The sequence below is a fragment of the Aliivibrio sp. 1S128 genome, from assembly GCF_001691065.1.
Lineage (GTDB): Bacteria > Pseudomonadota > Gammaproteobacteria > Enterobacterales > Vibrionaceae > Aliivibrio.
In genome coordinates, this window is record NZ_MAJV01000091.1 from 196,474 (window position 1) to 221,106 (window position 24,633).

General features: G+C 39.1%; 24 protein-coding genes and 1 tRNA gene. 16 read left to right on the plus strand and 9 right to left on the minus strand.

What is annotated here, in order from left to right:
• Positions 1-149 precede the first annotated feature (149 nt).
• Positions 150-1,034, plus strand: coding sequence for an AraC family transcriptional regulator (locus A6E03_RS11120; protein ID WP_065593645.1), 885 nt, complete (start codon positions 150-152; stop codon positions 1,032-1,034).
• A 25-nt stretch (positions 1,035-1,059) separates the two neighbouring features.
• Positions 1,060-1,596, plus strand: a complete 537-nt coding sequence (locus A6E03_RS11125; RefSeq protein WP_065600868.1) for a dihydrofolate reductase family protein — start codon at positions 1,060-1,062, stop codon at positions 1,594-1,596.
• An 88-nt stretch (positions 1,597-1,684) separates the two neighbouring features.
• Here A6E03_RS11125 and A6E03_RS11130 read toward each other — a convergent pair whose 3' ends face one another.
• Both A6E03_RS11130 and A6E03_RS20265 read right to left on the minus strand, forming a co-directional pair.
• Entirely contained in the window at positions 1,685-2,899 is a 1,215-nt protein-coding gene (locus A6E03_RS11130) for a pyridoxal phosphate-dependent aminotransferase (RefSeq protein WP_065593643.1), read from the minus strand.
• Between the two features lie 196 nt (positions 2,900-3,095).
• Positions 3,096-3,233 (minus strand): hypothetical protein, encoded by a 138-nt coding sequence (locus tag A6E03_RS20265; protein ID WP_176703470.1) that lies wholly within the window; start codon positions 3,231-3,233, stop codon positions 3,096-3,098.
• Here A6E03_RS20265 and A6E03_RS11135 point away from each other — a divergent pair.
• The 7 genes from A6E03_RS11135 to A6E03_RS11165 all read left to right on the plus strand — a co-directional run bounded on the left by A6E03_RS11135 (position 3,226) and on the right by A6E03_RS11165 (position 11,297).
• Positions 3,226-4,548: an isochorismate synthase MenF gene (locus A6E03_RS11135; protein WP_065600869.1), complete on the plus strand. Its 1,323-nt coding sequence runs from the start codon at positions 3,226-3,228 to the stop codon at positions 4,546-4,548. The genes A6E03_RS20265 and A6E03_RS11135 overlap by 8 nt on opposite strands.
• A complete protein-coding gene (menD, locus tag A6E03_RS11140) occupies positions 4,545-6,278 on the plus strand; it encodes a 2-succinyl-5-enolpyruvyl-6-hydroxy-3-cyclohexene-1-carboxylic-acid synthase (RefSeq protein ID WP_065600870.1) in 1,734 nt (577 codons plus the stop codon). The genes A6E03_RS11135 and menD overlap by 4 nt, the downstream gene beginning before the upstream one ends.
• Positions 6,262-7,056: a 2-succinyl-6-hydroxy-2,4-cyclohexadiene-1-carboxylate synthase gene (gene menH, locus A6E03_RS11145; protein ID WP_065600871.1), complete on the plus strand. Its 795-nt coding sequence runs from the start codon at positions 6,262-6,264 to the stop codon at positions 7,054-7,056. Before menD ends, menH begins: the two co-directional genes overlap by 17 nt.
• 5 nt (positions 7,057-7,061) lie before the next feature.
• Complete coding sequence (menB, locus tag A6E03_RS11150; protein ID WP_065593639.1) at positions 7,062-7,928, plus strand: 1,4-dihydroxy-2-naphthoyl-CoA synthase; 867 nt, start codon at positions 7,062-7,064, stop codon at positions 7,926-7,928.
• A 77-nt stretch (positions 7,929-8,005) separates the two neighbouring features.
• Positions 8,006-8,980 (plus strand): o-succinylbenzoate synthase, encoded by a 975-nt coding sequence (gene menC, locus A6E03_RS11155; RefSeq protein WP_065593638.1) that lies wholly within the window; start codon positions 8,006-8,008, stop codon positions 8,978-8,980.
• Entirely contained in the window at positions 8,968-10,368 is a 1,401-nt protein-coding gene (menE, locus tag A6E03_RS11160; RefSeq protein WP_065600872.1) for an o-succinylbenzoate--CoA ligase, read from the plus strand. The genes menC and menE overlap by 13 nt, the downstream gene beginning before the upstream one ends.
• Positions 10,369-10,490: 122 nt before the next feature.
• On the plus strand, positions 10,491-11,297 hold the full coding sequence (locus A6E03_RS11165) for a crotonase/enoyl-CoA hydratase family protein (RefSeq protein WP_065600873.1): 807 nt from the start codon (positions 10,491-10,493) through the stop codon (positions 11,295-11,297).
• A gap of 40 nt (positions 11,298-11,337) precedes the next feature.
• Here A6E03_RS11165 and A6E03_RS11170 read toward each other — a convergent pair whose 3' ends face one another.
• Together A6E03_RS11170 and A6E03_RS11175 are read right to left on the minus strand one after the other, a co-directional pair.
• A complete protein-coding gene (locus A6E03_RS11170; RefSeq protein ID WP_065600874.1) occupies positions 11,338-13,206 on the minus strand; it encodes an MFS transporter in 1,869 nt (622 codons plus the stop codon).
• Between the two features lie 23 nt (positions 13,207-13,229).
• Positions 13,230-13,829, minus strand: coding sequence for a TetR/AcrR family transcriptional regulator (locus tag A6E03_RS11175; RefSeq protein WP_065593634.1), 600 nt, complete (start codon positions 13,827-13,829; stop codon positions 13,230-13,232).
• Positions 13,830-14,054: 225 nt separating this feature from the next.
• On the opposite strand from A6E03_RS11175, the gene A6E03_RS11180 reads away from it, so the two are divergent.
• Together A6E03_RS11180 and A6E03_RS11185 are read left to right on the plus strand one after the other, a co-directional pair.
• Positions 14,055-14,948, plus strand: a complete 894-nt coding sequence (locus A6E03_RS11180; protein WP_065593633.1) for a Tim44 domain-containing protein — start codon at positions 14,055-14,057, stop codon at positions 14,946-14,948.
• Between the two features lie 148 nt (positions 14,949-15,096).
• Positions 15,097-15,327 carry a TIGR02647 family protein gene (locus A6E03_RS11185; protein ID WP_065593632.1) on the plus strand — a complete coding sequence of 77 codons (231 nt, stop codon included), beginning with the start codon at positions 15,097-15,099 and terminating at the stop codon, positions 15,325-15,327.
• Between the two features lie 19 nt (positions 15,328-15,346).
• Here the strand turns inward: A6E03_RS11185 and A6E03_RS11190 are convergent, their stop codons facing one another.
• Entirely contained in the window at positions 15,347-15,598 is a 252-nt protein-coding gene (locus A6E03_RS11190; RefSeq protein ID WP_045102448.1) for a YkgJ family cysteine cluster protein, read from the minus strand.
• 160 nt (positions 15,599-15,758) lie between these two features.
• Here A6E03_RS11190 and A6E03_RS11195 point away from each other — a divergent pair, with 160 nt between their 5' ends.
• From A6E03_RS11195 to A6E03_RS11205, 3 genes are all read left to right on the plus strand, one after another.
• On the plus strand, positions 15,759-16,199 hold the full coding sequence (locus A6E03_RS11195) for a YcgN family cysteine cluster protein (protein ID WP_065600875.1): 441 nt from the start codon (positions 15,759-15,761) through the stop codon (positions 16,197-16,199).
• Entirely contained in the window at positions 16,199-16,498 is a 300-nt protein-coding gene (locus A6E03_RS11200; protein WP_065593624.1) for a hypothetical protein, read from the plus strand. Before A6E03_RS11195 ends, A6E03_RS11200 begins: the two co-directional genes overlap by 1 nt.
• A gap of 280 nt (positions 16,499-16,778) precedes the next feature.
• Entirely contained in the window at positions 16,779-17,618 is an 840-nt protein-coding gene (locus tag A6E03_RS11205) for an isopenicillin N synthase family oxygenase (protein ID WP_065600876.1), read from the plus strand.
• A 72-nt stretch (positions 17,619-17,690) separates the two neighbouring features.
• Here the strand turns inward: A6E03_RS11205 and A6E03_RS11210 are convergent, their stop codons facing one another.
• Both A6E03_RS11210 and A6E03_RS11215 read right to left on the minus strand, forming a co-directional pair.
• The gene (locus A6E03_RS11210; RefSeq protein WP_065600877.1) at positions 17,691-18,566 is read right to left on the minus strand and encodes a mechanosensitive ion channel family protein; all 876 of its coding nucleotides are present in this window, start codon (positions 18,564-18,566) and stop codon (positions 17,691-17,693) included.
• Between the two features lies 1 nt (position 18,567).
• A complete protein-coding gene (locus tag A6E03_RS11215) occupies positions 18,568-20,922 on the minus strand; it encodes an AAA family ATPase (protein WP_065600878.1) in 2,355 nt (784 codons plus the stop codon).
• 313 nt (positions 20,923-21,235) lie between these two features.
• Between A6E03_RS11215 and A6E03_RS11220 the strand changes: the two genes are divergently transcribed.
• Both A6E03_RS11220 and mtnN read left to right on the plus strand, forming a co-directional pair.
• Positions 21,236-21,727, plus strand: a complete 492-nt coding sequence (locus A6E03_RS11220; RefSeq protein ID WP_065600879.1) for a GNAT family N-acetyltransferase — start codon at positions 21,236-21,238, stop codon at positions 21,725-21,727.
• Between the two features lie 89 nt (positions 21,728-21,816).
• A complete protein-coding gene (mtnN, locus tag A6E03_RS11225) occupies positions 21,817-22,632 on the plus strand; it encodes a 5'-methylthioadenosine/S-adenosylhomocysteine nucleosidase (RefSeq protein WP_065600880.1) in 816 nt (271 codons plus the stop codon).
• Between the two features lie 47 nt (positions 22,633-22,679).
• Here the strand turns inward: mtnN and A6E03_RS11230 are convergent.
• Positions 22,680-22,770: transfer RNA gene (locus A6E03_RS11230), tRNA-Ser, on the minus strand.
• Positions 22,771-22,892: 122 nt separating this feature from the next.
• On the minus strand, positions 22,893-23,600 hold the full coding sequence (locus tag A6E03_RS11235; RefSeq protein WP_065600881.1) for a carbonic anhydrase: 708 nt from the start codon (positions 23,598-23,600) through the stop codon (positions 22,893-22,895).
• Positions 23,601-24,633: the final 1,033 nt, after the last annotated feature.

A 24,633-nucleotide genomic window follows, 5' to 3' on the forward strand; every position in this document is an offset into this window, starting at 1 on the left:
GAATTTATTATTTCAATAAGTGCATATTAGTACTCAATTGTGGCTTTAGAAAGGCAGATTACTGTATTTTTATTGCCTATTTCTACAATTTTCGGTATTTTAAAAAAATAAAATGATAGATGTGATCTTGATTAGATAAAGGAACAGCGATGAAATCCCTTGGTGAATTAATGCAAAGCTATGCCGATCGATACGGTTTTAATGATCTGGAGGGTATCAGAGAAACCGCGATCCCTGGCGTGTGGTTTTATCGCAGTAGCAAAGGAAACCAACGTCAGCCATTTGTTTATCAATCAGGCATTATTGTCATGGGTAAAGGACACAAACACATTCATATTGGTAATCAGCCGGTACATTATGGGCCTGATGATTATCTGGTTGTCGGTGTGCCAATGCCACTAGAATGTGAAGCCTTTCCTGAAGATGATAGTCCATTACTTGGTTTAACGATCAATGTTGATTCAACGTTACTTCATCGTCTAGTTAATGAGCTTGAAGCTGCTAATTTTCAAGCGCCAACAAAATCAAATCAAGATGGCTTTGGCCTCACATCAGTTAAAATGGCTGATGACATGCTTGAAAGTTGTAAGCGCTTGATGTTGGCATTACATAGTGATCTCGATACGAAATTATTAGGTGAGTCTTTATTAAATGAAATTGTCTATCGAGTACTGACTGGAACAGAAGGGCAGGTATTATTTAACTTAGCGCATCATGATGGTCAATATGCGAGAGTCGCGAAGGCCATGAATAAAATGCATCAATCTTATGCCGATGGTTTAACGGTTCAACATTTAGCTGAAGAAGCGAACATGAGTATTTCTGCGTTTCATTCGGCATTCAGAAAAGTGACACTAGAATCGCCATTGCAGTATTTGAAAAAAGTACGGTTAAATAAAGCAAAAGAGCTGATTCAGTTAGAAGGACGAAGAGTGAATGATGCAGCTCACTCTGTAGGTTATACCAGTACGTCACAATTTAGCCGAGAGTTTAAGCGCCACTTTAATATGACGCCAAAAGGGTGTGTCGCTTAGTTTAAATAGAATAGATAATTCAAATATGTCAAATGTCGTATTTATAGCAACAAGCCTAGACGGATATATCGCGGATAAAAATGGGGGTATAGATTGGTTACATGCGATCCCTAATCCAGAAGGTAATGACATGGGTGATGCTAAACATGTAGCTAGTATTGATGCGTTAGTGATGGGGCGTAATACGTTAGATATAGTATTGAGCTTTGGTATCGATTGGCCTTACTCAAAACCTGTTTTTGTATTGAGCAATACGATGACTTCAGTACCTGATGGCTATGAAGATAAAATCTTTTTAGTAAAAGGCCCATTGAAAGAAGTATTAGATCAAATCCATGCAAAAGGATTTATGAATTTGTATATTGATGGTGGTGTAACCATTCAGAATTTCTTAAAAGAAGATCTGATTGATGAGATGATTATTACCACGATTCCAGTACTTTTAGGTGGAGGATCGTCACTGTTTGGTGATTTAGATACATCAATAGACTTTCAATGCATAAAAAGTGAGATATTTTTGGATTCAATTGTTCAAAATCAATTTGTACGTCAGCGTTCATAGTGTTCACTGTTTTTTGAATATAAAAAAGCCTGCAAATTAAGCAGGCTCTATTTTTCATTTTATATTCGCGAGATTGATATTAGATCAATTACTGCTTATAAGTATGTAAGAAGCGCTCTAGACGACCAATTGCCGTTTCTAAATCGTCAACACGAGGCAGTGTTACGATGCGGAAGTGATCGGGTTTTGGCCAGTTAAAGCCAGTGCCTTGAACTAACAGCACTTTTTCTTTGATTAAGAAATCTAGAACAAACTTCTGATCATCTTTAATCTTGTACATCTTAGGATCAAGTTTAGGGAATAAGTACATTGCCCCCTTTGGTTTGACACAACTTACGCCTGGGATTTGAGTAATTAAGTCATACGCTTTGTCACGTTGCTCTAATAAACGACCACCCGGAAGCAAAAGCTCATTGATGCTTTGATAGCCACCTAGTGCCGTCTGAATTGCGTGTTGCATTGGTACGTTTGCACACAAACGCATAGAGGCAAGCATATCCAAACCAGCGATATAACCTTGAGCATGATCTTTAGGTCCATTTAAGAACATCCAACCACCACGGAAGCCACACACGCGGTAAGCTTTAGATAAACCGTTAAATGTCACGGTTAATATATCAGGCGCCAGTGTTGCTAATGTCGTATGAACGGCACCGTCATATAGTACTTTATCGTAAATCTCATCAGCAAAAATAATCAGATTATTTTGACGCGCAATCTCGACCACTTGTAATAAGAAGTCACGACTGTACACCGCACCCGTTGGGTTATTCGGGTTAATTAACACGATACCTTTTGTGTTTGGTGTGATCTTTTTCTTAATGTCGTCTAAATCTGGATACCAGTCAGAGCTTTCGTCACACATATAATGAACAGCTTTACCGCCAGAAAGAGCGACAGATGCGGTCCATAGTGGGTAATCAGGTGCAGGCACCAACATCTCATCGCCATTATTTAATAGCGCTTGCATTGCCATTACGATTAATTCAGAAGCGCCGTTACCGATGTATACATCTTCCACATCTAAATCTAATAGACCACGACGTTGATAATGTTGTACAACCGCTTTACGTGCAGAATAAATACCTTTTGAATCACAATAACCTTGTGATGTTGGTAGGTTTTTTATGACATCAACAAGGATTTCATCAGGGGCGTCAAAACCAAATGAGGCCGGGTTCCCAATGTTTAGTTTAAGAATTTTCTGGCCTTCTTCTTCCATTCTTTTAGCATGTTTAAGAACAGGACCGCGAATGTCGTAGCATACACTGCTAAGTTTTGATGACATTGCAACATTTTGCATGGTTTAACCTTGTTGATATAAAAAACGATATAAGTCCAAATTACACTATTTTTAATGGACTTAGAAACAATTTTTAGAAAAAAAGAGTGTAAAAATGGCTCCTACAATATTTATGTCTGAAAGATGAGGCTTATTTAGATTGATTTAGCCTTCATAAAGCGACACATTTTGATATCAGTTTTATTTTTTAGACATACTATTGATGTGAATTATTTTTTATTTGCTGCACTTTTGCTAGAATCACCACATCTAACAAGGAAATAGCAAGCAATTCGGCTTGTGTATCACGGTGCCATGATGGCTGAAAACGATCAGGAGAGGTTAATTTGTCCACTTTTCAAGATGCCATTGAATCGATTCGTCATCAAATAGCACAAGCAGTATCATCTCAGACCATTTGTATTCACTTAGATTGGTCGGTAGGCGATCAGCTTATTGATTGGCTTGAAGCACAGCCTATATATCCTAAGTTTTATTGGCAATCTCGTGATGGTGAAGAAGAAGTCGCGGTATTAGGTCAAGTAAAAACGTTCTCTGACCCAAAGGTTGCTCAACAAATATTAGCGCCTCAACAGCGAGTTTGGGGTGGGAGATCGTTTGATGGACGCACTGAACGCAATCGTCGTTGTATGCAATCATTCTTCTTTTTGCCACAAGTTGAAATCTCTCGTTTAGCATCATCATGGCAGATCATGGTGAATTTATCCGAAGATAACTCACGCCTTTTGTTAACGTTGAATAAATTAGTTGAAAATTTTGCCTCTTTATCTGAGTTACATTGTCGGGTAACACAGCGTATTAATACGCCAGAAAAAGGGGATTGGACTAATATGGTTAATAAGGCACTTACGGCCATTTCAAACAAACAATTTGAGAAAGTAGTATTAGCACGAAAAACCACCTTAACATTGGATCAAAATTTATCTTCTTCACAATTTTTAAAAGCAAGTCGCAAAGCCAATAGCCATAGTTTTCATTTTATGATGGCGCTGGATAGTGAACATTGTTTTATTGGTTCTACACCTGAGCGTTTATATGAACGTAATGGCTACGCATTAAAAACAGAAGCTCTTGCTGGAACGATCGGTCGTGGCCATGACGAAGAAGAAGATAATCAATTAGCATCATGGTTAATTTCAGATAAGAAAAACCAGTATGAAAATCGACTTGTGGTAGATGACATAGTTAATCGATTATCTAAGTTCAGCTTATCTATGAATGTCGCTGAAACGTCTGAGCTAGTGAAACTTCGTAAAGTTCAACATTTAAAACGTCCAATCTCTGCTGAAATCAATAATGATTGCAGTGATTCACAATTGCTTGATAATTTGCAACCTACAGCGGCTATTGCAGGATTACCTCGAATGTCTGCATTGGATTTTATCATTGATAATGAACCTTTTGCCCGTGGGTGGTACAGCGGTGCTGTTGGTTTTTTAAGTCAGCAACGTAGTGAGTTTTGTGTTGCGATTAGAAGCGCATTAGTGATGGGTAATAAATTGCATTTATTTGCGGGAGCGGGCATTGTTCCTGGTTCAGAGCCAAGCTGTGAATGGGAAGAGCTAGACAGAAAAACATCTACGTTATGTTCTTTATTAGAATCTGATATTTCTATAAATTCAGATATCACGGAGTCGCAAGTCGCATGATGCAACCAGAGCAGCAAATAATGCTAAATCAAGTTTGGGCTGAATTGATTATTGAGGAGTTAGTTAGAAATGGAGTGAAGCATGTTTGTATTGCTCCAGGTTCTCGTTCAACCCCGTTAACTCTTGCTGCTTCAGAGCACGCACATTTATCTCTTCATACTCATTTTGATGAACGCGGATTGGGTTTTTTAGCGTTGGGTATTGCGAAAGCGTCAAATGAAGCGGTTGCTGTTATTGTTACTTCAGGGACGGCGGTTGCGAATTTATTGCCTTCAGTAGCAGAGTCCGGCCTGACTAAAGAAAAATTGGTATTGCTAACGGCAGATCGACCTGTTGAATTGATAAATGCTGGTGCTAATCAAGCGATTAATCAGCAAAATATATTTTCATCTCACGTTTGCCATTCATTACAATTACCATCGCCAAGTATTAATGTGCCAGCTCAATGGTTATTAAGTCGTTTAGATCAAGCGTGTTTTGCTCAACAACAACAGGGCGGATCCATTCATATCAACTGTCCTTTTCCTGAACCTTTCTATGGTAAAAAAGAGAAACCCCTTTTAATTGATTACCTTGCTCCGATCCAAGCGTGGAAGGCTGCATTTTCTCCTTATATTGAACAACCTACGTATTCTTTAAATGTGACAGTATCTCCTCAATGGATGAAAGTGGCACAAAAGAAAGGATTGGTTATTATCGGTAAGGTGACGTTAGAAGAAGCTCAATCTGCAGTTAAATTAGCGAAAGAGTTAGGATGGCCAGTACTTGCTGACCCGCAATCTGGGTATTATTCGCCATGGGCACATTATGATTTATGGCTGCAAAATGTCGCCTGTAATGAGATCCTTGCCGACGTTGAATGTGTATTACAGTTTGGGGCTCGTTTAGTCTCTAAACGTTTATCTTCATGGTTAGATAAATATCAACAAGACTTTTACTTGATCGACCCGCACGTCGAATTGTTGGATGACAGCTATCATTCCCATGTTCGTTATCGTGCAGATATCATGAAATGGTGTCAGGTTCATGCTCAGAGCTTAGAAGGGCGAGATTGTTTCTTTGATCATACTCCATCACTTGAGTGGAGTGAATCACTTAAAGTGGCTTCACAAAATGCATTAGCGTTAGCGCGCTCAATGGCATGCCATAGTGAAACCTTATCAGAGTTAAGTTTTGCGCTAACCATAGGTCAAAAAACGGAAGCGTGCGATTGGTTTATTGGCAATAGTTTGATTGTTCGTTTACTTGATATGGTTGGAGAGCTCAATCTACAGCATACGTATACTAACCGCGGAGCATCAGGCATTGATGGGTTAGTAGCTACCGCAGTAGGTGTTCAATTAGCAAATCAACAGCCGTTACTCGCTTTAGTTGGTGATACTTCTTTGCTTTATGATTTAAATTCATTAGCCTTGTTGAAGCAAGCAACAGCACCCGTAGTACTTATTGTTTTGAATAATGATGGTGGTGGTATTTTTGATTTATTGCCAGTCGATGAGAAGAAAAGAGATGACTTCTATCGTATGCCACATCAGTTAGAATTTAGCCACGCGGCAGCGATGTTTGGTTTGAACTACCATAAGCCCGAAACGTTGACTTGTGCTATGTCTATGATAAATGATGGCCTTAAAGAAGGACTTCATTTAGTTGAAATCAATACGCCATCGGGTCAAGCTGGCGAAGAGTTAACTCGTTTATTCCAAATGATCCAGCATGCGACTTTATTCTAAATTACGTGTACTCAAAGAGAATACGGCGCAACCTTGTGTCGTATTTTTACATGGATTATTAGGTTCAATTCAAGATTGGGATAAAATAGCGTCTGTTATTGCTCAATCTCATTCTGTGTTATTGATTGATTTACCCGGGCATGGGCAAAGTCAATCGACAGTATTAGATGAATCTATGGGCTTTGATCAAACATGTCAGCTTATTGTTGATGTGTTACAGGCAACCCCATATAAATCATTTATTTTTGTTGGTTATTCCTTAGGTGGTCGACTGGCAATGTATTTAAGTTCGGTTTTTCCATTACCATCATCAATCAATATTTATGGTTTATGTATTGAAGGTGGGAATTTTGGTTTGGTTTCAGAGAAAGAAAAACAATTACGCTTGCAAAATGACATTGTCTGGGCTGAACGATTTGAGCAACAACCCATTGCTGATGTTTTAAACACTTGGTATAAACAAAAGGTATTTTCTTCACTAAACACTGAGCAAAGACAAGTATTAGTGAGGAAAAGAAGTGATAATCTGGGTCATTCTATTGGAATGATGTTGAGAGCAACATCACTGGCCAAGCAACCGTATTTGCTTGATGCTTTACATCGTAGCACCATTCCGATGCTCTATATTTGCGGCGAAGCAGATAACAAATTTCAACACTTGGCTGAGCAAAGTCAATTAACGTATCAAATCATTGCTCAGGCAGGTCATAACGCTCATGTGGAACAGCCAGAACGCTTTACACATGTACTTAATACATTCTTACAACAATGGAAATAAAACCCATGGCAAGAACTGTTGGCATTTCAGAACAAGAACTTTACGCTCCAGTAAATTGGACAGACTGTACGGCTCAATACGAAGATATTCAATATCACAAATCGGCTGATGGCATCGCGAAAATTACTATCGCACGTCCACAAGTACGTAACGCTTTCCGTCCTGGTACGGTTAAAGAGATGATGGATGCATTAGCCGATGCTCGTTATGACGAGAAAGTTGGCGTAATTATCCTAACCGGTTTAGGCGAAGACGCGTTCTGTTCAGGTGGTGATCAGAAGATCCGTGGCGATTACGGCGGTTACCGTGACGACAGCGGCACACACCACTTAAACGTATTGGATTTCCAACGTCAAATTCGTACGTGTCCAAAACCAGTTATCGCTGCTGTTGCAGGCTATGCGGTTGGTGGTGGTCACGTTCTTCACATGATGTGTGATTTAACGATTGCAGCTGAAAATGCGCAATTTGGTCAAACAGGCCCTAAAGTGGGTTCTTTTGATGGCGGTTGGGGTGCTTCTTACATGGCTCGTATCGTTGGTCAGAAAAAAGCGCGTGAAATTTGGTTCCTTTGTCGTTTCTACGATGCACAAGAAGCATTGGACATGGGCCTAGTAAACACGGTTGTCCCTGTTGCTGATTTAGAAAAAGAAACGGTTCGCTGGTGTCGTGAGACGCTACAACATAGCCCAATGGCATTACGTTGTCTAAAAGCAGCGTTAAATGCGGATTGTGATGGTCAAGCGGGCCTTCAAGAATTAGCAGGTAATGCAACAATGATGTTCTACATGACTGAAGAAGGTCAAGAAGGTCGTAATGCATTCAATGAGAAACGTCGTCCTGATTTCGATAAATTCCCTCGTAATCCGTAAACGATACGATCACTTATCTTCATAAGTTTGAGAGGCTCACTGGAGTCTCTTTTTTCTTTTATTGGTTGGAGTAAAAAATGAAAACAGCCAAGATATATCAGTACCAGCTCCCTATGGACAGTGGAGTTATTCTTCGAGAGCAACGTCTTCAACAACGAGATGGATTGGTTATTGAATTAAGTGATGGAACACGTTTAGGTAAAGGTGAAATTGCGCCTTTACCTGAATTTAATCAAGAAACATTAGAGCAAGCACGTGAAGATTTACTTGCATTAACTCAAGCATGGTTAAACGGTGAAGAGTTAGATCTTGATGCAAATTGCCCATCGGTAGCGTTTGGTTTTAGTATGGCTTTGTTAGAACTTGAAGGCGGTTTGCCGCAAGAAGGTAATTACCAAGCGGCGCCTTTGTGTTCTGGTGACCCTGATGATTTAGTGGTTAAGCTGAATGAAATGAGTGGCAAAAAAATCGCCAAGATCAAAGTCGGTATGTATGAAGCGATTCGTGATGGAATGGTTGCGAACATGTTCTTAGAATTGATCCCTGATCTTTCTCTGCGCCTTGATGCAAACCGTGGCTGGACACCAAAGAAAGCAGAGCAATTTGCAAACTATGTGAATCCGCAATTTCGATCTCGTATTGAGTTCTTAGAAGAGCCTTGTCACACACCAGAACAAAGCCTTGAATTTACTAAAGCTACCGGTATTGCCATTGCTTGGGATGAAACAGTACGTGATGACGGCTTTGAAGTAACAGCACAAGAAGGTGTAAAAGCCATCGTAATCAAGCCTACTATGGTTGGTTCTGTCACTAAATGTATTGAACTTATCGAGCAAACTCATCTATTGGGAATGCAAGCGGTGATCAGTTCAAGCATTGAATCAAGCCTAGCATTAACACAGCTTGCCCGACTTGCTGCTTGGAAAACACCTAATACGATCCCAGGATTAGATACGATCGATCTGTTTAAGGCACAATTAGATACGGCATGGCCTAATTGTACATTACCAATGATGACATTATCTGAGCTTAACGTTGTATGGGAAAACTGATCACACCACTCTTCACTACATGGCCTTGGATTAAATGGGGTGAAGAGCGTGAATTGGAAATAGCACTTCGTGATGGCAATAACGTATGGACATGGTCTGAAGTATTAACACAGATTAACCGTTATGCTAATGGCTTATTACTGCAAGGTGTAAAACGTGATGATGTCGTTGTCGGCATTGGTAAAAACAGCATCGAACTGATTTGGCTTCAATTAGCCACTCTTCGTATTGGTGCGCATTTTTCAGTGATTAACCCGAAAACACCGACAACCCAATTACACCAACTTGTCACTAATATTGCAGCGAAACATATTTGGTTTGGTGAAGGGCAAGAAACCATCTCTGGTACTTGGCATCATTTACAGTTAATTAATGCCGAATACGGGGTTATTGCAACCATGTGGCAGCCAACGCGATTGGCTACGTTGACTTTTACTTCTGGTTCAACTGGTCTGCCAAAAACGGTCGCGCACAGTGCAAGTAATCACTTACATTCCGCGGCAGGCTTATTAAGTTGGATGGCGTTTGATAGTTCTGATTCTTGGTTACTATCGTTGCCATTATTCCATATATCAGGCTTAGCGATTGTATGGCGTTGGTTACTTTCTGGTGCAACATTAGTGATGCCAACGGAAGAAGGCCTGTTGAGTGATTTATCTGGGGTTACTCATGCCTCATTAGTTCCAACTCAATTGCAGCGTATACTTGCGAGTGGTAATGCATCTAGCCTTGCACTAAAGCGCGTTTTACTTGGTGGTTCTGTTATTCCTACTAAACTAACGGATGAAGCTAAAGAAAATGGCATTGAATGTTGGTTAGGTTATGGCATGACAGAAATGTCTTCCACAGTGACGGCAAAGTTGGCCGATGGCCTATCTGGAGTAGGGCATGTACTTCCTTATCGTGAATTGCGCATTGAAAAAGGGGAAGTTCTAGTTCGAGGCGAAAGTTTAGCTTTAGGTTATTATCGCTCATCTGGAGTCATGAGTATGACCAATGACGATGGGTGGTATTTTAGTGGTGATCTTGGCCATGTAGAAGGGGCTGAACTTTATATTCAAGGCAGAGCTGATAATATGTTTATTTCTGGTGGTGAAAATATTCATCCAGAAAAAATAGAGCAAGCTTTGTTAACTCATCCTGATATTGAACACGTTATTGTGATTGATATTGCCGATGAAGAATTTGGTCAGCGACCTGTTGCGGTAGTTAATAGTACTAAGAGCATTGATTTTTCAACGTTCCTTGATTTTCTGAAAGGTAAGCTAAGCTCATTTGAACATCCTGTTCGGTATGAAAAGATGCCTGAATATTTACTTGGCACGGGTATTAAGATCTCGCGTCAGAAGGTGAAAGAGTGGGTTCATTCCTCATCTCTAAGTAAATAAACAGCCTATTTTTAATTAAAAGCAGTAATTACGGTTACTGCTTTTTTTTGCTTTTTAATTCATATAGCCCGCTTTTTTTTAACTATACTGCTTACAAGGATAGCTAGAGTTAAAGGATTACTATGAATTACCACCACATTAAAATCGAACAAAAAGACACTATAATGATTGTTCGTTTACATCGACCTGAAAAATTAAATGCAATAAATTACCCTATGTTTGATGAGCTGATCCACATTAGCCATCGTATAAAAAACGATCGAACCATTAGGGCGGTTATTCTAACGGGAAGTGGTGATAATTTTAGTTCAGGGCTTGATTTTAATTCCATAGTGAAACAAAAATCTCATGCAATTAAGCTGCTTTTTAAATTTTGGCCTGGTAATGCGAATAAAGCACAACAAGTGAGTGCTAATTGGCGCACGCTTTCGGTTCCTGTTATTGCTGCTATTGAAGGGTACTGTTGGGGAGCAGGATTACAAATTGTGCTTGGCGCTGATTTTCGTATTGCATCACCTAGCGCGAACTTATCCATTATGGAGTCGAAAATGGGCTTAACCTCAGATATGGCGGGTTCGCTAACGCTTAGAGAAATTATGCCGAAAGACAAGGCAATGAAAATTAGTATGTGTGCGAGCCAATTAGACGCATCAACAGCGTTAGACTATGGATTAATTACTGAGATACAGGCTCAGCCATTAGAGGCCGCTATTCAGTTAGCTCAACAAATATCCCACACTTCGCCAGATGCCATTGCAGCCACTAAACACATTTATAATCGTTATTGGAATGCACCAAAATGGAAACTATTAGCTTACGAAAGTTACAGTCAAATCCGCATTCTAGTTGGTAAGAATTTTAGACAGGCTCAATATGCGTTAAAGAAAAAAACGCTACCGATGTTTAAAAATAGGCAGCGTTTTTGGTAGATTCACTTTATTGGGCGGTGTATTTGAGTCGATCTGATCATTATTTTTTTTCACCGCGTAATTGAGCTACTTTTTCTCGCATTAGTTTTGATGTCGCTTCTTGTGGTAGTACGGGCTCTCCTGCGACCACCTCGATCTTTGACCAGCAGCGACGTGGTCGTTTTAATATTGCTTTCCCACCATGTCGACTAAACAAACTCCCCCATAAACCACGCAGTGCCATTGGGAATACTGGAACTGACGAACGTTTCAAAATGATATCTATTCCACGCAAGAATGGACCCATCTCACCGTCTGAAGTTAATACGCCTTCTGGGAAAATTAATACAATTTCACCATTAGCTAAGGCTTCTTCAACATCAAAAAAAGCACGTCGGATAGAGCTGCTTTTAGTGGCAGTAATCGGGATGACTTTGGTTATGCGGAAAAAATATTTTACTAAGGGCAATTCAGCGTATTCTTCTTCCATGACAAATCGAATAGGACGAGGGCAAGCACCACTGAGGATAAATGCATCCATATAAGTGATGTGGTTACAGACTAATAAAGCGCCGCCTTCTTCAGGTAAGTTCTGCAACCCTTGGTGTTTCACTCGATATAAAGAATGTGTTAATGCCCATAATAAAAAACGAATGACAAAAACAGGCACTTTACAAAACAAGAAGAGAGCGACAACAGCATTTAACCCAGCGAGCAAGATAAAAAATTGTGGAATCGAAAGGTTTAAAATAGACAAACACACAATACCAAGAATTGCGCTAGCAACCATGAATAACGCATTATAGATATTATTAGCAGCAATGATTTGTGAGCGATGTTTCGGTTCCGGACGTTTTTGAATCAACGTGTATAAGGGAACAATGAACAAGCCGCCAGATACCCCTAAAAAGAATAAATTAATAAAAACAGCTAATAAATCAGGGTGTAATAGAATGGTGGCGAAGCCAGTAACATCAACCGGTGATGCTGGTGTATATAACGCAAGGTTTAAGCCGAAGATAGTAATGCCTAAGCAGCCTAAAGGAATAATCCCAAGCTCGACTCTGTGTTTTGATAATACATCGCATCCAAGTGATCCTATTGCAATACCAATCGAAAACAAAGCCAATAAGACGGTTACCGTAATGGCGTTATCATTGAGATGTAAATGTGTAAAGTTAGGGAATTGAGTTAGGTAGCTTGCACCAAGAAACCAAAACCAGCTGATCCCCATAATAGAAAGAAAAACGGCAGGGTCTTTTTGGGCGATACGGAAGGTTTGCTTTGTTTGTTTAATCGGTTGCCATTTAAAACGTAAATCGGGTGCAACGGCTTCTGCGTAAGGGATCGAGCGACTAGCTATATAACCTAATACGGCAAATACAACGACGGTGCCTGCTGCAATGTATTCTGAGTGTTCTTGTGAGGTAATAAACCCAGCGGCAATAGTACCGAATAAAATAGCGAGAAAAGTCCCCGTTTCAACTAAAGCATTACCAGAAACGAGTTCTTCATCTTTTAATTGTTGAGGTAAAAGGGCGTATTTAACAGGGCCAAAAAAAGCCGATTGTGTTCCCATTAAAAATAATAGAATCAGTAATAAAGTGTAATCTTTAAGAATAAAAGCGAGTGCACCAAACAACATAATTATGATTTCAGCGATCTTTACTTTTCTAATGAATGCCGATTTTTCATATTTATCAGCAAGGATCCCAGCTGGCGCAGAAAAAAGAAAGAAGGGGAGAATAAAGAGACCAGCAGCAAGGTTAATAAATAAATTAGAAGAAATGGGTAAACTATCTACACTTGCAAAAGCAACAAATAAGAGCAACGTATTCTTATAGATATTGTCGTTAAATGCACCTAAAGATTGGGTCAAGAAGTAAGGTAAAAATCGACGTTGAGTTAAGAGCTTGGCTTGCTTCGCCATGAAAAATCCCTTTAATTACAAAGCTAATGTTGCTTCCATTGGTTGATATAGTTCAATAGTAGATTATCAATCAGCAGATGACCATCAATAGGTGTCGATGAAAACAGTAAATCGTCTAAACTTAATAGCGTAATTCCGTGAACACTGGCCCAAATAACACGGCTACTCTGTTCTATTTCACTTTGGGCCTTAGTTGGATTAATGGCTTGAATGATCTCTTCAAGCACCTTCATTATTTGGCTAATACGGTTTTCTTGCCAATCAGGTAAGGCTTCACCATTCATGTTATGTTGAAACACTAAGCGCCAGCGATTGGGGTGTTGCTGGGCAAAGTCATAATAACAATAGGCAATGGCTTTTAATGCTTCTTCAGGCCTTGCATTATTTTCCAATCCTTGATCAACCTGCAACATAATTTCATCTAAAGTTTGAGCAATAGCACGCAGTAGCAATAAGTTATAGCTACCAAAAATATTAACTAACGTACTCGGTACGTAACCAATGCTTTTTGCTAGTTTTCTTAAGCTAAGTTCGTGGTGACTATGATCACCAAGAAATACCTTTACATTCTCTAAGGCCATGTGGCGTATTTCATGATGGGTATGGTCGTTTCTGCGAGCCATGTAAACCTAATTTAGATAATTGTGAACAATGTTCTTAATTTTAAATATATCTGTGCATTCTTCAAGTAAGAGTTTTATCAATTAGGGCGCAAAGCACAATGTTGAGAATAAAATAGAGGGTTTTTTAACACTCTGAAACATACTCATGTATTTTAATGCTCCCAATATGAAGCGAGGCAGGCTATTATCAGGTCAAATTATTTTAATATAGTAAAGGAACAGACAATGAAACGTCTTTTATCTATTGCTGCCCTAATGTTTGTTTTTGTTCTTTCTGCACCTCATGCAGAAGCAAAGAAATTTGGTGGTGGTAAATCATTTGGCAAGAGCTTTAAAACAGCGCCTGCGCCAAAACAAAAACAACAAAATACAAATACGATTGGCAAACAAGATACAGCTAAAGGCGCATCAAGCAAAAAAGGCTTAATGGGCGGATTACTTGGTGGTCTTCTTGTTGGTGGTCTTTTAGCATCAGTTTTTGGTGGCGGCGGCTTTGAAGGTATTCAGTTCATGGATATCATCATCATGGCAGGTGTTGCATTTGTTCTGTTCAAACTTTTCCGTATGTTTATGGCATCGAAAGCGGGCAGTATCAATCAGAGGCAAGGGACCGCATATGCTGGTCCGCAAACTTCTAATAACGAGCAACCAAGTTTCCGTGATAACCAGCAGTACTTCCAAGGTGAGCAAGCACAAACACAACCTACAGGTGGTTTTGGTGCTCCAGCTGCTGATGAGGTTCCGCACAATTACCCACCAGGTTTTGATCTGCAAGGCTTCATCAATGGTTCTCGCGAGCATTACCGTATTTTACAGGGTGCATGGAACCATAACCAACTTGAAACGATTCAAGAATACGTATCAATCAGTCTATACAATGACTTGGTTCAAGAACGTGCAAATCTTGAAGGAGATCAGCACACAGATGTAATGTTTGTTGATGCAGAAGTTGTTCGTGCTGATCATAATGCAAGCAGCGCACAATTAAGCCTACAGTTCTCTGGTCGCTACCGTGACTCAGTGGAAGGTGCTGAAGAAGAAATTACAGACATCTGGCATTTAGAACGTGACCTTACACAGCCTAATGCACCATGGTTGATTATTGGTATTCAAGCTTAATTGTTTAAATACTTAATAAGTTGATTAAAAAATATCCTCATAGAGAGTAATCCTATGGGGATTTTTTATAGGTGTGATCTAGCTCTGTTTTAATCTGCTAAAGACAGTCTATGCTGAATCCAGTTAACAAAATAAGAGAGATAAAATTATGCCATTTAATAAAGATGTTATCGAAGAAATGAACCTTCTCAAGCAATTTCCACTAGAAAGCACTCAAGCGGGTTTAAAAGTTCATTCAGACGCAGCACCCGAAGCAATCGAAGCAATGAAGCGTCTTTTCAGTAAAGGATTGGTTTCACAAGAAGACGGTGGTTATTTAACAAGCCACGGTGCTGAGATTTCAGAGCAAGTACAAAACGTAGTTCGCGTATTATCGTAATATCCATCTAATGTAAATATTATAACGTCATTGACTCTAGTTCAGTGATGGTTTGAATTGCTTGTTCTGGTGTTGACCCACATACATCAGGACAGGCTTTAAATTGATGACACACCTTTGGGCGTTCAGCCTTACCAAATAGCTTACACAGATTCTCATCGTTCAATTGAACACAGCGTACACCTGCAGGTTTTCCATCAGGCATTCCCGGAATAAATGAAGTAATACTTGGTGCTATGCAGCACGCACCGCAATATAATCTACATTCCATACATCATCTCATTGCATCAATTAAAGGATGCGCAAAATAGCACTCTTCCCCTTTCAGGTCAAAGTAACTCAGGATTATCTCTTTACTGAACAGTAAACCACTTGCACTTTTATCTCAAGATGGGTATAAAACCGCCTCTTCCCATAACGAGTGTAAAGCAATGACTGAGCAATTTTGGCAACAAAAAAAATTAGAAGAAATGACAGAGCAAGAGTGGGAATCTCTTTGTGACGGCTGTGGGAAGTGCTGTTTACACAAATTAATGGATGAAGATACCGATGAAGTTTACTACACCAACGTCGCGTGTAGTTGGTTGAACAGTAAAACGTGTTCATGTAAAGACTATCCTAAACGTTTTACTTCTGGTGAAAACTGTTTAAAACTGAGCCGTGAAAACATCGCCGAATTTAACTGGTTACCAGTAACTTGTGCATACCGTTTATTGGCAGAAGGCAAAGATATCCCGGTATGGCACCCATTGATCACCGGCTCTAAATCAGCAATGCACGCCGCTGGCGAAAGCGTAAGAAACAAGGTTGTTTACGCGATTGATGTGAAGAACTGGGAAGACCATATTACGAACCATCCTCATAGAAGTTAATGACCAATAAACCAAAAACACAAAAGCCTGATCGTAAAACCGCGATGCTAAATATCATCGAATTAGTGAAAGCGGATTTTCCATTTGATGCGCCTGAAGCTCAGATATGCGGTGATACGTGCGTTGGTTGTCCACGTAAGTTGATTGAATTGGTGGAGGGTGAATTACTGTATTGGGAGTCTTACGTTCAACGTGGCGAAACGCCCAATTTTTCAGAGATAGCAAGCTTTGCCAAGCTGTGTAAAAATGTTCGCCGTGGTTTAGTTAGAAATGGAATATTAGAGCCACTACCAAGGTAGTTTCGTCCCATCAAAATTTAAATATTGCCCGCTATTGTTAATCGATAGATGGGCAATTATTTCCGTTAACCCTTTCTTTTTTTAATCATAACTTAAGCTTTTTACGACTGAATTTTCCTTGGTGTTGTCACACGGAATACTTGTGTTTCTTGCTGTGAACAAATTGTTATCTGTTTTTAGACATTAACGCTTGAGGCTCTCTGTGCATCTTAATACAATTTACTTGCTCATTATAAGAAACATATTATAAAACCAGTCAGCCAACGATAAGATAATAATTATGAAATTAGAAGCAATTGATTACACTGCTGAGAATGCAGCAGAGCTGTTTGTTAAATCACTGCGTGAAACAGGGTTTGGCGTATTAAAAAATCACCCAATTCAACAAGAGCTTGTACAAAGCATTTATGACAATTGGTATGAATTCTTTAACAGCGAAGAAAAAGAGAACTTCCAGTTTAATGTAGAAACGCAAGATGGATTTTTCCCTTCGTCGGTATCAGAAGTCGCAAAAGGGCACACTAAAAAAGACATTAAAGAGTACTACCATTTTTACCCAACAGGTCAATGTCCTGCTCAATTGAAAGCGCAAATACAAGAGTACTACGATAACGCGAATGTACTTGCTGCTGAGCTATTGTCTTGGGTTGAAGCGCATTCACCAGAAGACGTATCGGCATTGTACTCTCAATCACTGTCTAGCATGGTAGAGCAAAGTGATAAGACATTACTTCGTATTCTTCATTACCCACCGTTAGAAGGTGATGAGGAGCTTGGTGCTATCCGTGCTGGTGCACATGAAGACATTAACTTATTAACCGTGCTCCCAGCAGCTAATGAGCCGGGTTTGCAAGTTAAGACTAAAGAAGGTGATTGGTTAGATGTGCCTTGTGATTTTGGAAACTTAATCATTAACATTGGAGACATGCTACAAGAAGCATCTGGTGGTTATTACCCATCAACAACGCATCGAGTGATTAACCCTGAAGGCTCGGATAAAACGAAATCTCGTATCTCATTGCCTTTGTTTTTACATCCAAAACCAGAAGTTGTGTTATCTGAGCGTCACACAGCAAACAGCTATCTAATGGAACGTTTGCGTGAGTTAGGGGTGATTTAGTCATTCGCTTATAGGAAGCAAATAGGTAGAGACAGGTTCTCTACCTATTTTTTTGAGTAAGACAAAGGCGTATTATTTACTTTGAATTGAAATCGTTGGTGGATATATCGATTCTTTTCTAAATTCTTGCATTACTCGTAAGGTAATATCTGTTTCAAATAACTTCTCAAGTTTAATATCAACAACATACGCTTTACAGGTTAATTGAATCGATAAATAATTATCTGTAATCGTTTGTTTTACTAATACCACTACCGGTTTAGGTAAATGGATATAGCGACTTGAAGATGCGGCTTCTTGAATGATATCTCGCGCTTTATTGATGTCTTGATCCATGCCGATATAGAAAGGGATCACGACCTGCATATCAAGCCCACCATAGTTACCACTTACAACGACTTCATTTAGAAATTTATTGTTCGGTATAGTAATAATATCATCATTAAGAGTTTGCATTCGGACAGATCGTAAACCAATGGTGATGATATCGCCATAATGCCCTTCAAATGTGACTCGGTCTCCGACTTGGAATGGTCGGTCGATCATGACGGTTAACCCTGCGATAAAAGAGGCGGTAAGATCTTTTAATGCAAAACCGACGGAAACTGCAATCGTACCGCCAATCAATGCAAGCACACGTTCATCAACTCGAAAGCTGAGCATGAATATGGCAACAGCCGTTGACATGTAAATGAAAAATTGAAAGAAGGATTGTAGCTTTTGCATCAACATTCGGCGTTGTGCAAACTGACTACTTACGCCATCGACAATAGATTGAATAAATCGTAAGAAAAGCCATGCGCCTAAAATAATAAAAAAGGAGAAAACAACACCACTCCAACGGATTAGGCTAGTAAATTGTTGTAAGTTATCGATAGATTGAGGATCTTCTGCAAATGCAGAGCTCCCTGAAAACAGAGATAAACAAAGTATTAATAAACGGATCATATTATTTTACCAATAAATGTTGACGGTGAAGAGCGTTAGTAATATGACGATACCAATGGTCTGATATACGTGCTTTTTCATCATTCCACTCAATATAACCACGACTTTGGAAGTAGCGTAATGTACTGATTACTTCAGCAATGCTGAGTCGACTACAATCACAAAGATCGACAGGTGAAGCCACTTCAAGCTGTACGATCGAGCGTAATACAGCAAGCATAGGCTTTGGCATCGTTTCTAGATCATCAGATTGAGGAGCCTTAAATAAACGAACTAATACCGTATCGGTTTCTTTATCTTTGTATAAAGAAAGTCTAAAGAAGCGTAAGGCAACAGTAGGGTTACCATCAGAATAGTCCCACAAAATACGATAGAATCCATTTTTAGCGCGTTCTTCATCAGTTAAGGTATCTTCATCCCACTGTCTTGGTAGGATCAATCCATCAAATGAAATTGAGCTATTACCATTATTTTCAATGATACGAGAATCCAAGAGGTGACCAATTTGTTTTTCATTCCACTTAGGCATAAAAGTAACAAGATCGAATAGTAGTCGTTCCCCACGGGCACGATCTATAAAACGCCAACTTGATTTATCAATAGACAATACGACACGATGGCTTTTTCTCGCACGTCTAAGTAAATTTGTTAATTTCATTAAATCGACTAATCCATTCACTTTTGGTTTGACTAAGCGTTGCGTATTATCAAAAGCAATCAGGTAGCATTCATTACTGTTTCTTAGATGTTGTAGGATATCTCTCTCTGTTGCATCTTCCTCTAATCCTAATAATGTTGAAAACTCAGGCAATAGCGCACTGTAGCCACCATAAGGGCAGTTGATATAGAGTGGGATTACGTTTTTTGCTTTGCTTAAAATACGGTTTAACACGGTTGTTGTACCAATACCTCGCTCGCCAGAGAGTACACATACCGCTGGACTGTCTGTGAGTAAGTAGCGAGATAATGACGTAATTTCTTCTTCCGCATATTCTTCAAGTAATTCAGATTGTTCTGAGCCAGGAGCAATATAATCAAATGCATTATCTCCCTTTATGCGGACTAGGTTTGATTGTTCACGTAAGACCTCTGTTTGTTTCGCTACTTCTATTCTAAAGAGATAAGCGAGTACATGACTAAAGGCCGCGTATTGAGAAAGCATCGAAATTACTTGATGCTGAATGGTTCTACCAAGCAGCCATACAGAACCGCACGCGGTAGCAGCAATAGACATTAAGAAGGTGTTTTTATTTCTAATTGCCCATTGAACGGATAATGGATGAGTTTCTAACTGTTCTATACGAATAAAAATGGTGTGATTCCATCGTTTGAGCGTAATGACGGTCAATAAGACAAAAAATAGATAAACAACAGAGTTAATCCAAGCATAAATAGTCCCTTGGCCTAAAGTTCTTGATGAAATCTGTAAAATTACGCCCGCAACAATGATCCCCCAAATGTATCGACGAATGGTTGAAAGTCTTAGAGCGATGGTTTCTTTTTTATTATGTTTGCTGTTTCTATAAGTAAATTCCAAAATGAAACTGACCGCAATAGAGCCACCGAGTATCCACCAGGTAAATATTTCTAGAAAAATTAAATGCTGCAAGCTTGGTAATGTTGAAATAATACGTAATGTTGCAGTAATTAATAATAAATAGGCGATGGCTTTATGTGCGCGGGTGCAGTACCAAATAGTACGGATTAATAGACTAGGGCTCGAAGTACTCTTTAGTTTTGATGTTTTAAAATCATGGATCAGTCGGTCACTGTTTCGCATCCACCAATTAAATACAAAGAAGATACCTAATACCTTGAGTATGACACTGATCACGGGCACTGGTGATATGGCGAGGTCATTGAGTAATTTTTTAAAGCTGCGAATTTGATAATAGAGATAATATCTAATATTAAGTTTAGTGATTGTTAATTCAGAATAAAATTGAGTAACGCCTTGAGGTCCAAATCCTGTTAATTGGTCTCGATTTCTTGTTTCTGTTAGATGCAGAAGTGACTCTTTACTCGTATTTAAAGAGGTTAATGAACGATGATTTTTTTCAACATTAGCCCATTCGTTATTTGTCGTATTATCTTGATAATTTGATAAAGAATCTTCTAATGCTTGAGCTTGCTTCTTTTGTTCCAGCAAAGTAAGAGACAATAGTCTTTTGACTTGCCTATAATCTTGATGTGAAAAGAAATGCTGCTCTGGGAGCTGCGTTATATCTGTTGCAATATCTTGAGCTGATTTAGAGATAGAAACTGAATCATAAGTATTCGCTCCCCATTCAGCCAATAAAGAGGGTGAGTAGAATAGAGCCAACATAAAAAGAAAACGATTAACGATATTATTCATAGGTAACAGTAAGGTCTCAATAAATAAAATGTAAAATGAGTATTTGTAAGTGAAAATTCTTTGATTGATTAGAAATGTGATATTGATAGCAATTTATAGTTTTTTTCTAGAAAAAAATCAATTTGGAAGTAAATGTCGTAAATATGTGCCTTTTAACAGAAATAACTTGCACACTTTAGTCAATCTATTGGTATTAAAAATATTTGGCTATGTGATCAAGATTTGTATTAAGTGCTCACTCTGTAATATCTACAATATTTTGTTGAATTTGTTTTTCTATAATGAATGAGAAGATATAAATGGAGATTAAGGTATGGAGTATCGAATTGTTGGTATTACTAGCGAGCACGATAACGATATTTGCTACATCATAAACAATGTCGGAGTTGAGTTTGGTGCTGCTGGTGAAGGGTTTGCTCCCGGAGATGATGAAGTATTAGATATGAGCCGTCATTATAATCCACAAAAAAGAAGCAAATACCTTATTTTGTTACTCAATGACAGGGTTGTTGGCGGGTGTGGCTTAGCTCCGTTTAACGGTAGTGAGACGGTGTGTGAGTTACGTAAACTATTTCTATTACCTGAAGCTCGAGGCAGGGGGTTTGGAAAGACGATTGCTCAGAAAGTATTAAAGAATGCCAAAGAATTTGGTTATACCCAATGTTATTTAGATACGTTATCTAGTATGAAATCGGCAATTCACTTGTATGAAGACCTTGGATTTAAGCGTTTATCTAAACCCATTGACAATACAATACACAATGGTTGCGATGTGTGGATGCTAAAAAACTTTTCTGAGGAGTAAGATAGGAAGGCAATCGTTTGCTTTTTTTGTTCGTTCCTGTATTATCCGCCAAAATTTTTAATCATAAAAATGTTAATTAGGATATATACATGTCATACCTTCGCTATTTACTTACTAGTTTATTTGTATTGCTATCATTTTCTGTATCAGCGACACCAAAACCTATTGTTTTACAGGGCGCAATGGATATTGAAGTAAATTACATGATAGAGCAGTTAAACAATAAACAAGAAGTTACCTTTGGTTCGTGGACTTTCTGGACTGGTACTATTGATAACTACCCTGTGATTGTATCTAGAACAGAAGTCGGGATCGCAAATGCGTCGGCATCAACTACACTGGCGATTGAAAAGTTCTCTCCGAGTATGATCATTAACCAAGGTACTTCGGGTGGTCATGATCCTGAACTTTATCGTGGTGATATTGTATTGGCGACTAAAAGTTTCAATATGGGGGCTAATCGCTCTGAGTTTTCAACTGTGGATGCCGGAATTCAGCCAGAGAAATGGAAAAACTTCACAGTAACTATGCGTTTAAGAGAAGATAATAAATTAATAGAACATGATGCATTTTATTCAACGCCTGAGCTTGTTAATTTTGCGTATGAAAACGTGAAGCATCCAGCGAAAGGAAAAGTAGTAAAAGGCGTGATTGGTACTGCGGATGAGTGGAATAGAGAGGTTGCTAGAATTAACTGGCTGCACAAAACCTATCAAACTGCGGCAGAAGAAATGGAAAGTTCATCAGCAGCTCTAGTGGCTGAAGCATACAAAGTACCATTCATTGGGATTAGAATCTTGTCGAACACGGATTTGCATAATCAAGATTTTGATCCTGAGACTGCGGTAACTAACCAAAAGTACGTTATTGATTTTGTGAAGCAGTGGATTGCAGTACAGGAATAATAAGCAGATACAAAAAAGCCCCAGCATTTCTGCTAGGGCTTTGAATGTGGTGGAGGGATAGGGATTTGAACCCTAGAACCGCTATTAACGGTTGCCGGTTTTCAAGACCGGTGCTTTCGACCACTCAGCCATCCCTCCGATGCGGTGAATAATAGGCGTAACCCTTCTTCTTGTAAAGCACTCTTTTAAAAATAAAAACTGTTCGCTTTAAATTTACCCATATCGATGTAATTTAAAGCGAAATGTGGCTTCTTCTATTTTTATTGCAGTACAGGTCGAGCATTAATCGCTTGTATTGGGCGGTTATTACCATCATATAAAGCTTTAAATTGGGTTAACTGTTGTGATGAAATCGTCATTGGATTCCTCATTACAAACCAAGTTACTCCCTCATTGCATGGTGGCGTCGTTAATGAACCATTAAAACGATAATAAGCTTGATCGGATGGAAGTAAATTCACAAGGTTTAATTTGTTTGTTAGAACTACCTCACCAGATTTTGGCATTTCTTGCCATACCTTAGCTAATTCCGTATTTGCTTTTCCTTCTGTAAACATTACTCCAACAACGGCGAGATTTCCGTTTTTGTCAGAATGAACCAAATGCATCTCTAGTGGAAAAGAATGACCAGCAATGAGGTTTTCACTTGGGGCATGGAAATGTAACTGAAGAAGGTTAAATGTTTTCTCTTCTATTTGTACTGATTGCTTGCCATCAAAATTGACTTGCACTGTATGCCCATTGTTTACGATGCTTTGTCCCGCTTGGTTATAATTAAAGGCAATTGGTTTTAATGTGCTTTCAATTGCATCTGTAATATCGATTGGGGATTGGTTAACACCTGATTGACATGTTCCATGCCAGTGAGCGGGAGCCGTTTCACCAGAGTAACTCCATTCGGAAGCGGCAACAAGGCAGCTAGCAGATAGAGCAGTTAAAGCCGTTAACGTTGTCATTATTTTTTTCATGGAACTTGGGTCCTTATTATTTTATTAATGAAGAGACAGGCTAGTACAGATGATCATGAGATTAAAACGCTTTGAATTAAATTTAGACAGCTACTTCCATTTATATGAAACGGTTTGAAATTTTGTTTTATTTCTAAGGCACTATTGATAGGAATAGGGAATTTATCGAGTTGATTCAGAGACTAATTAGACTCTACCTGAATTTTGAAAAGGGATAGAGGGGTAAGGTTTGAATTCTAGAGTTATTATCTTAATGAAATTTATTGGGATCTCATATTCGACAGATACAAAAAAGCCTCGTCATTTCTGACAAGGCTTCGTGATGTTGGTGGAGCGGACGGGACTTTCTATCTCACCTTGAGAGCAACACGTCCCCCGGCGTGTCAGGCTGCTAAGCTCTTCAATAGAAAGCCTAACCAATTGAACTACCGATCCAATTTTTAAAACCCAGATTCTATCTGAATTTTGAAATGTGGTGGAGGGATTGAATACTAGAGTTATTATGTATGAAATTTAGGGGGATCTCATATTCGACAGATACAAAAAAGCCTCGTCATGTCTGACAAGGCTTCGTGATGTTGGTGGAGCGGACGGGACTTTCTATCTCACCTTGAGAGCAACACGTCCCCCGGCGTGTCAGGCCGCTAAGCTCTTCAATAGAAAGTCTAACCAACTGAACTACCTATCCAATTTTTAAAACCCAGATTCTATCTGAATTTTGAAATGTGGTGGAGGGTTTGAATTCTAGAGTTATTATCTTAATGAAATTTATTGGGATCTCATATTCGACAGATACAAAAAAGCCTCGTCATTTCTGACAAGGCTTCGTGATGTTGGTGGAGCGGACGGGACTTTCTATACTACCGATCCAATTTTTAAAACCCAGATTCTATCTGAATTTTGAAATGTGGTGGAGGGATTGAATACTAGAGTTATTATGTATGAAATTTAGGGGGATCTCATATTCGACAGATACAAAAAAGCCTCGTCATTTCTGACAAGGCTTCGTTGTATTGGCGGAGCGGACGGGACT

Excerpts from the sequence above, each read along its gene's own strand:
- A6E03_RS11120 (WP_065593645.1), top strand. The coding sequence starts at position 150 with ATGAAATCCCTTGGTGAATTAATGCAAAGCTATGCCGATCGATACGGT.
- A6E03_RS11215 (WP_065600878.1), bottom strand. The coding sequence starts at position 20,922 with ATGAATAATATCGTTAATCGTTTTCTTTTTATGTTGGCTCTATTCTAC.
- A6E03_RS11210 (WP_065600877.1), bottom strand. The coding sequence starts at position 18,566 with ATGATCCGTTTATTAATACTTTGTTTATCTCTGTTTTCAGGGAGCTCT.
- A6E03_RS11220 (WP_065600879.1), top strand. The coding sequence starts at position 21,236 with ATGGAGTATCGAATTGTTGGTATTACTAGCGAGCACGATAACGATATT.
- menH (WP_065600871.1), top strand. The coding sequence starts at position 6,262 with ATGCGACTTTATTCTAAATTACGTGTACTCAAAGAGAATACGGCGCAA.
- menC (WP_065593638.1), top strand. The coding sequence starts at position 8,006 with ATGAAAACAGCCAAGATATATCAGTACCAGCTCCCTATGGACAGTGGA.
- A6E03_RS11200 (WP_065593624.1), top strand. The coding sequence starts at position 16,199 with ATGACCAATAAACCAAAAACACAAAAGCCTGATCGTAAAACCGCGATG.
- A6E03_RS11130 (WP_065593643.1), bottom strand. The coding sequence starts at position 2,899 with ATGCAAAATGTTGCAATGTCATCAAAACTTAGCAGTGTATGCTACGAC.
- A6E03_RS11165 (WP_065600873.1), top strand. The coding sequence starts at position 10,491 with ATGAATTACCACCACATTAAAATCGAACAAAAAGACACTATAATGATT.
- A6E03_RS11205 (WP_065600876.1), top strand. The coding sequence starts at position 16,779 with ATGAAATTAGAAGCAATTGATTACACTGCTGAGAATGCAGCAGAGCTG.
- A6E03_RS11185 (WP_065593632.1), top strand. The coding sequence starts at position 15,097 with ATGCCATTTAATAAAGATGTTATCGAAGAAATGAACCTTCTCAAGCAA.
- A6E03_RS11235 (WP_065600881.1), bottom strand. The coding sequence starts at position 23,600 with ATGAAAAAAATAATGACAACGTTAACGGCTTTAACTGCTCTATCTGCT.
- A6E03_RS11125 (WP_065600868.1), top strand. The coding sequence starts at position 1,060 with ATGTCAAATGTCGTATTTATAGCAACAAGCCTAGACGGATATATCGCG.
- A6E03_RS11195 (WP_065600875.1), top strand. The coding sequence starts at position 15,759 with ATGACTGAGCAATTTTGGCAACAAAAAAAATTAGAAGAAATGACAGAG.
- A6E03_RS11175 (WP_065593634.1), bottom strand. The coding sequence starts at position 13,829 with ATGGCTCGCAGAAACGACCATACCCATCATGAAATACGCCACATGGCC.
- A6E03_RS11190 (WP_045102448.1), bottom strand. The coding sequence starts at position 15,598 with ATGGAATGTAGATTATATTGCGGTGCGTGCTGCATAGCACCAAGTATT.
- mtnN (WP_065600880.1), top strand. The coding sequence starts at position 21,817 with ATGTCATACCTTCGCTATTTACTTACTAGTTTATTTGTATTGCTATCA.
- menD (WP_065600870.1), top strand. The coding sequence starts at position 4,545 with ATGATGCAACCAGAGCAGCAAATAATGCTAAATCAAGTTTGGGCTGAA.
- menE (WP_065600872.1), top strand. The coding sequence starts at position 8,968 with ATGGGAAAACTGATCACACCACTCTTCACTACATGGCCTTGGATTAAA.
- A6E03_RS11180 (WP_065593633.1), top strand. The coding sequence starts at position 14,055 with ATGAAACGTCTTTTATCTATTGCTGCCCTAATGTTTGTTTTTGTTCTT.
- menB (WP_065593639.1), top strand. The coding sequence starts at position 7,062 with ATGGCAAGAACTGTTGGCATTTCAGAACAAGAACTTTACGCTCCAGTA.
- A6E03_RS11170 (WP_065600874.1), bottom strand. The coding sequence starts at position 13,206 with ATGGCGAAGCAAGCCAAGCTCTTAACTCAACGTCGATTTTTACCTTAC.